At 35.9% G+C, this 14523-nt stretch carries 5 protein-coding genes; all 5 read left to right on the top strand.

The features are described from left to right. Window positions 1–13: 13 nt before the first annotated feature. The 5 genes from M4I44_RS19335 to M4I44_RS19315 all read left to right on the top strand — a co-directional run bounded on the left by M4I44_RS19335 (window position 14) and on the right by M4I44_RS19315 (window position 14471). Window positions 14–8950 carry a non-ribosomal peptide synthetase gene (locus M4I44_RS19335; RefSeq protein ID WP_249965806.1) on the top strand — a complete coding sequence of 2979 codons (8937 nt, stop codon included), beginning with the start codon at window positions 14–16 and terminating at the stop codon, window positions 8948–8950. A gap of 27 nt (window positions 8951–8977) precedes the next feature. Further along, window positions 8978–10606, top strand: coding sequence for an MBL fold metallo-hydrolase (locus tag M4I44_RS19330; RefSeq protein ID WP_070908818.1), 1629 nt, complete (start codon window positions 8978–8980; stop codon window positions 10604–10606). 91 nt (window positions 10607–10697) lie between these two features. Then, on the top strand, window positions 10698–11414 hold the full coding sequence (locus tag M4I44_RS19325) for a thioesterase II family protein (protein WP_249965805.1): 717 nt from the start codon (window positions 10698–10700) through the stop codon (window positions 11412–11414). 23 nt (window positions 11415–11437) lie between these two features. Continuing rightward, entirely contained in the window at window positions 11438–11803 is a 366-nt protein-coding gene (locus tag M4I44_RS19320) for a hypothetical protein (protein WP_249965804.1), read from the top strand. A gap of 181 nt (window positions 11804–11984) precedes the next feature. After that, window positions 11985–14471: an outer membrane beta-barrel family protein gene (locus M4I44_RS19315; RefSeq protein ID WP_249965803.1), complete on the top strand. Its 2487-nt coding sequence runs from the start codon at window positions 11985–11987 to the stop codon at window positions 14469–14471. The last annotated feature ends 52 nt before the right edge of the window (window positions 14472–14523 follow it).

Here is a 14523-nt window from a genome sequence, read left to right as displayed (position 1 = left end):
AAAAAATATTATTATGGGTTACGATTTATTTACAAAGCTGAAAAAACTTAAAGTTACTGTCAAAGTAATAAACAATAATCTGGATGTTAAAGCTCCCAAAGGTGTTTTAAATGAAGAACTATTAAAGGAAATCAAATCAAAAAAGGAAGAATTAATTGATCTGGTGAATAAATATGCCAAAGATCAGGTTAATGACGGCCATGCTATTCCCGTCGCACCAAAAAGTGAACATTACCCGTTATCTTCTTCCCAGCTTCGATTGTGGGTTCTAAGTCAGATTGATAAAGCAAACTTCTCTTATAATATTCCCGGAATTCAGGTTATTGATGAAGCATTGGATACTAATGCTTTTATGTTGGCCATTCGTGATTTGATTCATCGTCATGAAGTTTTAAGAACTGTTTTTAAAACCGTGGAAGAGGAAGAAGTAAGACAGTTTATTATAGCTCCGGAAGATTTTGAATTTCCTTTTCAGCAAATAGAAGTAAATGGTGATGAAGAAAAATTAAACGAAATCCTGACCGGTATAAGTAATACTGTTTTCGATCTTGAAAAAGGTCCTTTATTCAAGGGAGCTCTGGTAAAAGTTAACAATGACCGATTCGTTTTTGGATATAACATGCATCATATTATCAGTGATGGCTGGTCTATTGGGATCATGATTAATGAATTGCTTAAAAACTACGATGCCAGACGAAAAGGAGAAACAGTACAGAGTCATCCTTTGCAGATACATTATAAAGATTATGCTGTATGGCAGCAAAAGCAATTAGCAGACGAAGTGTTCAATAAAGAGAGAAAGTATTGGCTGACTCATCTTGAAGGTGATTTACCGATACTATCGCATTTTGGAGATTTCCCCCGTCCGGCTATCATGAGTTACAATGGAAATGTAACAAGACAGGATATACCTGCTGCTTTGTATCAAAAGTTTAAATCCTTTTGCAGAGAAAATTCAGGTACTTTGTTTACAGGCTGTCTCAGTCTTATCAATGTACTATTGCACAAATACACCGAACAGGAAGATTTTATTGTCGGGAGTCCGGTTTCAGGCAGAACACATAAAGACATGGCCGACCAGATTGGATTTTATGTAAACACCCTGGCACTTCGAACACAATTCGGAACCACTAATTCTTTTGAAGAGGTTTTTCAGAAAAATAAAAAGGTAACCTTAAATGCAATTGAAAATCAGAATTACCCTTTTGATGAATTAGTGAATCATCTCAACTTAAAAAGAGACCTCAGTCGTAGTGCTTTATTTGATGTTATGATTGATATTCAGAACGAAAATCAAGGCAACGATCAAAAATCAGGTACATCCTATAACGAATTATTAAACGGAGGGGTTAGTAAATATGATTTAACCTTTACGTTCATAGAAAAGTCTGATTCACTAACGGTTGAATTGGAATACAATACCGATATTTTTACCGGAGAAACAGCAGTCGGATTCTTAAAAGATTTAGAAAATATAGTAGAAGCAGTAGTTCAAAATCCGGTAGAGAAAATTGGCTCTCTTCCTTTGAATATAAGCAAAAGAACAGCTCATTCTAAATTAGAATCTCCTGAAGAAATTGTGACAAACGAAGAGATAACGTATACGCTGCCTTCAACTCCGCTTGAAAAAGCATTGGCCGGGTTATGGGAAGAAGTTTTAGGAATTTCGAACATCAGTATGGAAGATAACTTTTTTGATTTGGGAGGGCATAGTTTAAAAGCTTCCAGGTTAATTAGTAAAATTCATAAAGAGTTTCGTGTAAAACTACAGCTAAAAGATTTGTTCATTCACACTAGTTTAGCTTCTCAATACGACTTAATAACCAAAGAACAGGAGGTTGATTATAGTGAAATTCCTGTACTGGAGAAACAAAATGGTTACCCACTTTCAATAATGCAGCGTCGTTTGTGGATCCTGAGTCAGCATGAAGCAGCCAATATCGCCTACAATATGTCCGGGGCTTATGTATTTGAAGGCGAGCTGGATTTCGATGCGTTAGAGAATGCATTTGTACAGTTGATAGAACGTCATGAAATTTTAAGAACCAGCTTTAAAGAAAATGATCAAAAAGAAGTGTTACAGTACGTTACACCACCTGAAGACATTCTTTTTACAATAAAAAATACAGACCTGAGCCATACCAACGAAACAGTTCTCGAAAAACATTTGTTCGAAGATTTGTCTGCTCCTTTTGATTTGTCTTCAGGAACTTTGTTAAAAGCCAGTATCTACAAACAATCACAAGACCGTTGGGTATTTAGTACCGTAATCCACCATATTATTAGTGATGCCTGGTCTATAGAAATCATTGTAAAGGAGTTGTTGCAGCTTTACAACAGTCTGGTAACCGGTATTCCGTCAGCATTAACTCAGCTTCCTATTCAGTACAAAGACTATTCGTCATGGCAGCTTACAGAGCTAAGCGGTTTTAGATTGGAGTTGCATAAAAACTATTGGCTGAATCAGTTTAAAGGCGATTTGCCTACTTTAGATTTATCAGCAGGAAAGCAGCGTCCTCTTATAAAAACATACAATGGAGGGTTGTATACTAAGTTGATTCCCAGTTCTTTAAGTGACAAATTCGATGAGCTTCTTAAAACTCAGGAAACTACTTTGTTCATGGGATTACTTAGTGTAGTCAATGTACTGTTTTATCACTATACACAGCAGGAAGACATTGTGATCGGAAGCCCTGTTGCTGGAAGAGACCACGCTGATTTAGAAAATCAGATTGGTTTTTATGTAAATACATTGGCACTTAGAACTCAATTTTCGAAAAGGGACAGTTTCAATACGATCTTGTCTCATGTGAAAAAAGTGGTTTTGGGAGCACATGAACATCAGTTATATCCCTTCGACGATCTGGTTTCTTCTTTGGATATTCCAAGAGATATGAGTCGTAATCCTTTGTTTGATGTACAGGTTATTGTTCAAAACCAACAAGTATCAAACTCCAAAGGAATGGAGAATTTATCGGTTAACGAATATCAGGGAAAACTACCGGATTCAAGTGTGTTTGATTTGGTTTTTAATTTTGCTGATTCTGAAAATGGTTTAGCGACCAGTATCATTTACAATAGTGATGTTTTTGACTCAGAAAGGATAGAACAATTTGGAAATCACCTGGAGCAGCTATTAGTAGCTTTAGTACAAAATGCAGAACTGCCGGTACAGGAATTGAAATGGTTACTAAAAGAAGAAGAACAGTTTTTACTTGATTTTAATTCAGAAACATTGGACTACGATACATCTAAGAACGTCTTAGATAGGATCAGAGAGCAGGTCGAAAAAAATCCGGAAGCCATAGCGGTATCTTTTGAAGGAAATCAATTGAGTTATTCCGAATTGGAAAAACGTTCCAATCAACTGGCTCATTATTTATTGGAAGAGTATCAGATACAACCTAATGATTTTGTTGGAATGATGCTTGATCGTTCCGAATCGATCTTCATTGGTATTTTAGGAATATTAAAGACAGGAGCAGCTTATGTTCCTATAGATCCCGATTACCCGGTTTCCCGAAAAGAATATATTCTGAAAGATACCAACGTAAAGGCCCTGCTCACACAATCCGATTATATGTTTGATCTATCGTATTATGAGGGCGGAATATTCGCCATGGATGTACAGCTGGACAGTCTGGCAAATCCAACAACTGCTCCTGAAATAACAGTTTTACCGGATCATTTGGTTTATATCATTTATACTTCGGGATCTACAGGAAATCCAAAGGGAGTTATGGTAACCCATGGCAACCTCCAGCATTCTTTGGCACCACGAGGCAATACCTATTCGCCAATAAAATGCTTTTTGTTATTGTCTTCAGTTGCTTTTGACAGTTCAGTAGCAGGAATATTCAGTACATTAACTACCGGAGGAACATTGTGTATCACCAGTAGCTCAGATATTGCTAATGTTAATTTCATCGCAGCTCTTATTGTTTCTCAAAAAGTAAGTCATTTATTAACAGTGCCTTCGTACTATAAACTACTTTTGAATGCTTTATCAGATAAAGAATCTTCTATTGAACAAGTTACGGTAGCCGGAGAAACTTGTCCGATAAGTTTAATCGAAGACCATTTTAAAAGCAAAATAGGTCAATCAGGCTGTGATTTGTTTAATGAGTATGGTCCAACAGAATGTTCGGTTTGGAGCAGCGTTCACCAATACGAAGAAGGAAAGCCGGTGACAGCAACTATAGGAAAACCTATTGCCAACACCCGTATTTACATCTTAAACGAAAAAGAAGATTTAGTTCCGCTTGGTGTGATTGGTGAATTGCATATTGGAGGTAACGGCGTAACCAAAGGATATTTAAACAATCCCGATTTAACGGCCCAAAAGTTTGTAAAAGATCCTTTTAGTGAAGCAGGTTTAATGTATAAAACAGGTGATTTAGGCAGATGGAATGCAGCCGGGGAAATCGAATTTTTAGGCAGAAAAGACAATCAGGTAAAAGTGAGAGGATATCGTATCGAACTGGGCGAAATACAATATGCTGTTGAACAGTACAGCTTTGTAGAAGCTGCGGTTGTTTTAGTGAAAGAAAATAAAACGGGTGATAACGAATTGTATGCTTATTTGTTAGAAAAGGAAGCCATAAATACTTCAGATTTAAAAAACCATTTAAAAGATTTGCTGCCTTCTTATGCCGTACCCGCTCACTTTATTACTCTGGATACATTTCCGTTAACACCAAACGGAAAAATAGATACCAAGGCACTATTAGAAATTGGAGGCTCAGAAACAGGAAGAGGAGCAGCATATGCAGCTCCGCAAACAGCAGAAGAAATAGCCTTAGTAAACATATGGGAAACCGTTCTGGACAAGAAAAAAATTGGTATAAACGATCGATTTTTTGATTTAGGAGGAGACTCTATCAAAGTGTTGAAAATTGTGAATGGTATTTATAACGAAATGCAGTTGGAAATTACGATTTCAGATATCTATACCAATGATTGTATCTCGCAATTATCAGATTTTATAAGCAACAACAGAGCCTCACTGGACGTTAAAAAAACGGCTGTTACAGGAACCGGAAATCAGGGATTACAAGCTATTGATTTCATAAAGAACAGCGTTTTAGCATCTTTAAATGGAATTGATGCTGATGCCGTTGAAGACGTTTACCCAATGAGCGACATTCAAAAAGGAATGATCTATGAGTCATTGAAATATGAAGGAGCGAGTATATATCACGATCAGATGATCAATCACCGCGAATTTAAAGATTTTGATGTTTCGGTTTTCAGAAAAGCCATGGAATTAATGACTGAAAAGCATGAAATTCTAAGAACAGGATTTAATTTACAGGATTACGATCAGGAAGTTCAAATCCTATACAAACAAGTTGAAATACCTGTTGTCTATGAAGATTTGTCTCAGTTGCAGTCCTTAAAAGAACAGGAGAAAGTTATAGCGGCCTTTCTGCAGTCAGAATTGCTCCATCCGTTTGATGTGACTCAGGCACCATTATTTCGTATGGCTGCTTTTAATCTGGGCAATGATACAATTGTTTTTGTTTCGCAATGTCACCATGCCATTATAGACGGCTGGAGTGATTCATTATTACTCACGGAAATCAATAATGTATACCTTAAATTACTTGAAATTCCTTCGTTTAAACCTGCTAAATTACAATCGAGTCATAAGGATTATATGCTGCATCAGTTGCAGGACAAGCGAAAGGAAGAGACTGCAGCATTTTGGACTAATGAATTAAACGATTACAACAGACTGGATCTGTTTACCGAAAAAGAAGCAGACGATTTTAAATTGTTCAGCTTTGAAAAAGAAGAGTTAGCAAAAATTGAAAGTCTAAAAAAGGCTTACGGTATCAGATTAAAAGAACTGGCTTTAAGTGCCTTTGTGTATACTTTAAAATTATACTCGTACAGCAATGACATTACAATTGGTCTGGTTGTAAATACAAGACCTGCCTTACCGGATGCTGATGGAATGTTAGGCTGTTTTCTAAATACAATACCTTTCAGACTTGAAGTGAATCGGGATTTAAGCGGTGAAGATTTACTGTTGTTAGTAAAGCAAAAACTGATCGAAGTAAGTAATTTTTCGGATATGAGTTTGGCCAGTATCGCTTCTGTTACCAATGAGATTAAAGGAATGAACAATCCTTTCTTTGATATCATTTTCAATTATGTTGATTTTTATTCTTACGATGCATTAGAAGAACAATCTAAGGAAAAAGAAGCCTCATATCTCGAGAATCGGGAATTAACGTTAAATGGAAAAGGAGTTACCAATACGTATTTCGATTTTACCGTTAACAATACCAATAACGCAGCATTGTTTGACTTTGCACAAACCAGAGCGCTCGTTAACAAAATTGAATTGTCTGAAATAGAGTCCGTTTACAAAAAAGTTTTCAGGCACATTGTAGAGCATCCGGAATCTTCATTAAAAGAACTGGATCATTTATCCGATGAGGAAAAGGAAATTTATGAGAATAAAAAGCAGAATGATTTCGTAAACGAAAACGAAGATCAGACCGTATTGGATTTATTTAAGAGACAGGTTCTTCTAAACCCTGACTATCCGGCGCTGCACCACAATGGTATAAATATCAGTTATGCCGAATTAGATCAGAAATCGAATCAGTTAGGAAACTATCTTAAAAAACAAGGTATAGGGAAGGAAGATTTTGTGGCAATACTACTGGATCGTTCTATCGAAATGCTGGTTTCAATTTTTGGAATTATAAAAGCTGGAGCAGCCTATGTTCCTTTAGACGAGGGGTATCCACAGCAAAGAATTGATTTTATTCTAAAAGATACAGCCGCAAAAGCTATAATTTCTAAGCCGTCTCTTTTAGAAAATTTTTCAGTAGAATCCTTTCCAAAAACGATATTAATTGACACAGACTGGGATACCATCGCTCAGGAAAGTGTAGCAGAAACAGATCATAATCTTACTTCAAATACTTTAATATACAGTATATACACCTCTGGAACAACAGGAAATCCAAAAGGAGTTTTTATTGAACACAAAGGAGTAGTAAATCTGGCAAACTCGTTAATAAAAAGATATAAAATACAGAAAGAAGAGAAAATTTTAGCTTTTTCTAATTATGTATTTGATGCTTCAGTAGAACAAATTTTTATCGCACTAAGCAGTGGAGCAACTTTAGTGTTATGTGATAAAGAGGATTTACTGGATAATGAAAAATTTGCGGACCTTTTGATGGAAAAAGAGATCACACATATAGATGTAACACCAACTTACCTCGAAAATGTGATCCCAAATAAATACCATCTGAACAGAGTTGTGGTTGGAGGTGAAGAGTGCTCAATAAGTCTAGCCAGGAAATGGGCAGCTCACACTGACTTCTACAACTCTTATGGTCCTACCGAAACTACTGTATCTTCGACGATATATGCCTACGACAAAGAAAATGATAAAGATCTAAATCGTCTGCCAATCGGAAAACCAATTGATAATACGACTATTTATATTTTAGACAATGCTTTGCAAATTGCCAAAACCGGAGTCGTTGGTGAAATGTATATTGGAGGTATCGGAGTTTCCAGAGGATACATCAATCAGGAAGCACTTACCAAAGAGCGTTTTGTGACCAATCCTTTTGGCAAAGAAGAAACTTTATATCGAACGGGCGATTTGTGCTGCAGGCTATCGGATGGGAACATTCAGTTTTTTGGCAGAGCCGATGATCAGGTAAAAATCAGAGGTTACAGAATTGAATTGGGTGAAATCGAAAATGCATTTCTTCAACAAAAAATAACAACTTCTGTTGCGGTACTGGCCAAAGCAAACAAGTTAGGAGAAAAAGAAATTGTAGCTTATCTGGTGCCTGATGAACATTATGACGTAAAAAACATCCGAACCAGGTTAAAAAGCATTTTACCTTATTTCATGATTCCTTCTTATTTTGTTCCGGTAGAAGAAATTCCATTCACAAAAAGTAGAAAAGTAGACCGAAATAAATTATTAGCCATAGAAATACATAAAACAGATAGCCTCAGAGCGCTTGTTCCGCCGGAAAATGAAACCGAAAATACGATCCTTCAAATATGGCAGGACATTCTGGAAAAAAGAGACATCAGTGTCATAGACAATTTTTTTGAAATTGGCGGATATAGTCTGAAGGCGATTAAGCTAAAGGCAATGTTACGAAGAAAATTAGGCTTAGACATTTCGATAAAAGATCTTTATAATGCGCCAACGATCAGAGAATTGGCTCAGGGTAAAAAAACATCCAATGCTGCGGTGATCCATTTACATGCGGGAGACCCTCAAAATACAATTTACTTCATACCGCCAATTCTGGGTAATTCTATAATGTATCATCCTTTGGCGAAAGTATTAGGGAATGAGTTTAATTCGATTGGTTTGCAGTACAAAGGATTAGAGCCTGAGGAAGAGCTTACTCAGTCTATTGAACAAATGGCCGGTTATTTCAGCGCAGAAATTAAAAAACGTCAGAGCAATCAGCCGTTTGTGGTTTTGGGATATTCAATGGGCGCTTCAATTGCCTTTGAAGTAGTTAAAGAACTCGAAAAACAATATGATGCCATTGAATTGGTTTTGGTGGACAGACCAACGTCTCTAAATGAAAGCAACGATATGGAGCATATTGACCAACAGGCCAATTGGCTGCTTGACGAATATCAGAAGGGTATTGATTTAAGCAAAGACCAAAAAGCAAATGTTTTGTCTTTTATGAAAAACAATCTACAGCTGGACAATCAATATACACTTCAAGGTAAAATCTCCAGCACTATATATGTTCTTGAATCTTCTGAGAATGAATTAAAAAGTAATATGAAGGACTGGCAGGATTATACCAATGGAACGTTAGTGCACCATTATCTGCCAGGAACACACTGGGAGGCCTTCAATGGGAATAATTTTGACAAGTACGTTGAAATTTTTAAAAGTATCATTCAAAAAACAAGTATAGAAACCAACTAAAACTGTAAAACTAAATAATCAAACAGAATGGAAAACACAGAAAAGTATTATTTTAAACCAAATGTAATTATTGGACCATTAGTAGATAAATGGTATGCATGGACACACTTAATTTCTCCTGCCACAGCAGCAATGAACATTGTCGAAAGGCATTTAAAAATAATGAACTCCTATATTCAGGCTCCCGCAATTCATGAGGCTGCCGTAAAAAATCCTAAAATGTTAGGAGGACCTTTTATGGATTATGAAACCCGAAGAGTAGAGGAAGTCAAAGAACTAAAAGCTGAAATTCTTGAAAAGCAGGCAAACGCAATACAATTATCAGACGCTATAAAAGAATTGGATCAGTTGCTAAAAACCAAAGCAAAAGGAGCGTCTTTAGAACCTTTGTACAAAGAAGTTCCGGAAATATTAAAAGGATATGTAGAATTGGTTTACGATTTAAACAACCATCCGTCGTATCGTTTCTTTGAATCCTTATTATACAACAGCCCATTCTATTCCAAACATTCTCAATCTATTTCTTTATGGGAAACACTAAATGATGAGCGTCCATTTTGTTTGAGTACCCCACAATTAGAAGATCCTAAGGTATTACAGTTGGATATTCCGTTTGATCATAAAGGAATTGATACGTTAAGCAGAATGAAGAGAAATCCGGGATCTATTGAGGCCGTTGCCGAAGAATTGGGTGTTCGCGAAGATCAAATGGAACTGTTTAAAACTTTCTTCACCAAAAAAGAACATCCCGCTTATCAAAAATACACAGGAGACAAAGCCAGAATGCGCTATTTGGGGCATGCCTGTATTTTAATTGAAACCAAAGACGTGAGTATCCTTGTAGATCCTTTAATCAGTTATTACGGCTATGAATCTACAGTAGAACATTTTTCAGATATTGACCTGCCGGATGTTATTGATTATGTATTGATTACACACAATCATCAGGACCATATTGTGTTAGAAACTTTATTGCCGTTAAGACATAAAATCAAAAATCTAATAGTTCCCGTAACCACCAGTGGAGCACTTCAGGATCCAAGTATCAAATTAGCGTTTCAAAGTATCGGATTTAAAAATGTCATCGAAATTGATGAACTGGAAGAAATAAAATTTGAAAATTGTACCATTACCGGACTTCCGTTTACAGGAGAACACAGTGATCTTAATATCAGAGCAAAATCATGTTTCCATGTTGCGATCAATGAGCTAAGCTTCTTGTTTGTTGCCGATTCCAGAGTAATGGAACCTAGATTGTACGAACATATTCATAGAGTTAAAGGCGATGTAGATGTCTTGTTTTTAGGAATGGAATGTGCCGGAGCACCGTTAAGTTGGCTATACGGCTGTTTAATGACAGAGGCGATTAACAGAGAAGACGATCAGTCCAGACGACTGGCGGGCTGCGACAGCGAAAGAGGTTTGTCGTTAGTTGATATTTTTAATCCCAAAGAAGCCTATGTCTACGCAATGGGAATGGAGCCTTGGTTAGAATTCATCAGCAGTATCAAATACACAGAAGAATCTCTTGCTATTATTGAATCAAACCGATTGATAAACCACTGTGCAGATAAAGGAATCATCGCTGAAAGATTATTTGGAGAGAAAGAATTGTTATACGATTATGAATTAAAAAATGAATTAGTGACAAGTTAATTTCAAATTGAAGTATAACAGCATAACCCATGTGAGACCTTCTTTTGATTTTTTTAAAGAAGGCTCTCACTAACCAAATTATAAAAAGCAGATGAATAAAAAGCAACTATTCTTATTACACTTCGCCGGTGGCAGTATATACTCCTTCGAGTTTCTGAGATCATTATGCACCGATTTTGAAATGATACCGCTGGAACTTCCCGGAAGAGGAAAAAGAATCAAAGAAAAACTATTGACTTCCTATCCGGACGCTATTAAGGACCTGTTCTCACAGATCACCGATAAGCTTAACGGGAGCCCGTTTATCGTTTACGGGCACAGTTTAGGTTCGTCTCTGGGGTTGGGAGTGACCGATTTATTAGAGAAAAACAACACTCCGCCTCAATGTCTGATCGTAAGCGGTAATGCCGGACCCGGAATTGCAACCGAAAACAACAGATCTGATCTCGAGCGTGACGATTTCATCAGCATGCTTACCGAATTGGGAGGGATACCGGATGAGTTATTAAAAAGTAAAGAACTGCTCGATTTTGTATTACCCATACTTAAGGCCGATTTTAAAATAGTTGAAGAAGATTTTTTCATTGAAAATACCATTGTAAAAGCTCCGATTGTGGCCATAATGGGGAATTCAGAGAAATATGTAGATCGGATAAACAATTGGAAAAAACACACGTTTTCCGGTTTTAACTCCTATGTACTAAAAGGAAACCATTTTTTTATACTCGATCATGGTGATAAATTGAAAGAAATTTTTGATATTAGTTTTAAGGAATGTACAAGTCTTAATTATAATAATGTACAATAGCCTTGCTAAAAAACAAACCAATTATGAAAACAACCAAAACTCTTATTACCGCTGTTATGATATTATTAATTTCAATTGGCAGTATGGCACAAAACAAGAAAAAAGAACAGGCCGAAAATCAATTGACGATTACCGGAATTACCGGACAATCTATCAAAGAATCGGCTGATGTAAATAATGTTGGAAAGCTAATTGCAGCAATCAGCGATCAAATCGTAAAAGAAAAGCTGGCACCGGCTAATACAACCAGTTTATCTTATATGCTCAACAGTAAAGAGTTTATAATAAACGGAGAGAAGCAGGAGCCGGAAGTGCAATTGAGATATAAAAATAAATATATCGGAAACCATACGAAATGGAATATTTGTAAAAACTTCAAGACAAAATAAAATTTATCATTAGCTGAGTTTTCTTCTTTAGTATACATTCTGCTTTTACAATTCAGAGTGATTATTCTATTCTTGAAAAATTGCGATCCTTTAAATTTCTTAAATTTTATCAATTCAAAAGAGCTTGAGTTTACATATTGTATCCCTCACAGGCAATCTTATTAAATACATTAAAAAAATAATGAAGTATAATTATATGCATTTAAAATATATCGCTTTACTATGCATGTTTGTTTCTCTGGGTAATTCAGTATACGGACAAAGTTCAAAAGCAGCAGGTAACGAAATATACAAACAAGTGTCAGCAGCATCCATTTCAGGAACCATTATTGATGCTGAAAATAAAGAGCCTGTTATTTTTGCAACCATTCTTTTGTTGAACGAGGAGCAGGAAACATTAGTCAAAAGCGAATTGTCTGAAACCAAAGGAGAATTTAATTTTAAAAACCTGAAAAACGGAAACTATAAAATTAAAATTACCCATGACGACTATAAAACGTTTAGTACAGGAATTATAAGCATTAAAACAGACAATCAAAAAGAAGTACTGCCTATAGAATTGTTCAAAATAACAAAAAAGGAGAGCTTAAAAGAAGTCGTAATACTTAAAAAGAAAAAATTTGTTGAGACTAAAATCGATCGTACCATTTTAAATGTTGACGCTTTAGAATCTAACTCAGGAATTACCGCTTTAGAATTATTAAAGAAAGCTCCGGGAACCAGTATAAGCGATCAGGGAGTGGTAAGTCTGAATGGAAAAGCAAATGCGACCATTTTTATCGATGACCGTCCAACCTATCTGTCAGGCGCCCAACTTGAAAGTTATTTAAGCGGATTAGCTTCAGATAATATTGATAAAATTGAAATTATGACCAATCCGCCTGCGAAATATGAAGCAGCAGGAAATGGCGGAGTGATAAACATCAAACTAAAAAAGAGCAAAAAAGAAGGAGAAAACGGAAGTGTTATTTTGGGGCTAAGACAGCATAAATTTACAGAATACAATGCCACGTTTGCTTTGAACAAAAAAAAGGAGAATTACAACATCTTTCTGAATGGAAATGCGGGTTACAAAAAACGCTTTCAGGATCTTTATATCAGCAGAAACTATACCGATACAGGCAGTTACAGCAAACAGGAAAACAATAATGTAGGAGATGCTATAGCAACGAACCTAAGGTTTGGAGCAGACTATAATCTGTCAAAAAACACGGTGATCGGAGTCTCTGCAGATGCTTCAATCTGGAATGGAAATGATCTTGATAATAGTTTGAATTACCTTTATAACAGAAAACAAACTACAGATTCCATTGTAAAAACATTAGGCAGCTCAGATGCTAAATCTGTAAACAGCGGTATAAATCTGAACATTAATCACAAGCTTAACGAAAAAAGCGATGTGAGTACCAATTTAGATTACTTACTATACGATTCTTTTCCCTATCAGGAATTTAAAAATTCGATCATTTTTTCGGATGCAAATAAAAATTATTCCGATATGCTGGTAGGAGGAGCAGCTTCTAAGGTTTATATTTATTCAGGAAAAGCAGATTATTCCAATCAGCTGACCAAAAAAACAAACCTGCAGACCGGATTCAAATACAGTAATATCAAGACCAACAATAAGAGTGAGTATTTCGATATCGTAAATGATATTTCGACGCCAAATTTAAATCAGAATAATAAATTTCTATACAACGAGAAAATAACAGCTTTATACGTAAGCTCCAACACAACTTTAGACCGACTTTCGGTACAGTTAGGACTCCGCTATGAAAGTGTAAAAATTGTCGGAGATCAGTTAGGAAACGAAATAAAACCGAGAACAAAAAATACAACCAAGTACGACAATTTATTTCCAACCTTATACCTTTCCTATAAGCTCGATTCTTTGGCTAATAACACAGTAGGAATCAATTACGGAAAAAGAATCGACAGACCATTTTATCAGGATCTTAACCCTATGGTTATTCAGGTTGATAAATTGACATTTTACAAAGGAAATCCCTATCTGCAACCTTCAATTACAAATTCCGTTGAAGCTTCTTACGCACACAAAAGCTTATTGAATTTTACTCTTGCCTACAGTAAAATTGACAATCAGATCATGGAAACTATAGAAATTATAAACAATGTCTATTACAGTATGCCCGGAAACATAGGAAATACTCAGGTAACCAATCTTAGTCTTAGTTCTACATTTAATATCGCTCCATGGCTAACCTTTACCGGAAATGCACAAGTATCGTATACCGATACCAAAAGTGATTTCTTTGGAGGTAAACTCCATACGTACGGTTATAATTTTAGAATCGATCCCGTGTTGCAAGTAAAACTGAAAAAAGATTACAGCATCGAACTTTTTGGGCGCTATGTTGGGAAAGCTTATGTAGCACAATTTGCGCTGGATCCTTACTGGTTTCTTGATGTGACAATCAGCAAAAAACTTTCAAACAGAAGTTCACTTAAAGTAATAGGGATGGATATTTTCAGAACCTATATCACCAAAGGACAAATTAATAATCTGGTCAATGCAAATGCTGACTTCAGGACATTATCGAATACAAGACAGGTCAGACTATCGTTTACCTATAATTTTGGAGATAAGATGACTACTCAGGAGAGAGAAAATAACAGTATCGATACCGAAAAGAACAGAATCAAGTAAATCATAATCGTCTGTTTTTTCTAGTTGCTGATATTGACTTAGCATCTAAAAA

Source organism: Flavobacterium sp. B183, assembly GCF_023539155.1.
Taxonomy (GTDB): Bacteria; Bacteroidota; Bacteroidia; order Flavobacteriales; family Flavobacteriaceae; genus Flavobacterium; species Flavobacterium tructae.
The sequence above is the reverse complement of the archived record's forward strand: the minus strand, read 5'-3'. Positions and strand labels throughout refer to the sequence as shown.

Excerpts from the sequence above, each read along its gene's own strand:
- M4I44_RS19330 (WP_070908818.1), top strand. The coding sequence starts at position 8,978 with ATGGAAAACACAGAAAAGTATTATTTTAAACCAAATGTAATTATTGGA.
- M4I44_RS19325 (WP_249965805.1), top strand. The coding sequence starts at position 10,698 with ATGAATAAAAAGCAACTATTCTTATTACACTTCGCCGGTGGCAGTATA.
- M4I44_RS19320 (WP_249965804.1), top strand. The coding sequence starts at position 11,438 with ATGAAAACAACCAAAACTCTTATTACCGCTGTTATGATATTATTAATT.
- M4I44_RS19315 (WP_249965803.1), top strand. The coding sequence starts at position 11,985 with ATGAAGTATAATTATATGCATTTAAAATATATCGCTTTACTATGCATG.
- M4I44_RS19335 (WP_249965806.1), top strand. The coding sequence starts at position 14 with ATGGGTTACGATTTATTTACAAAGCTGAAAAAACTTAAAGTTACTGTC.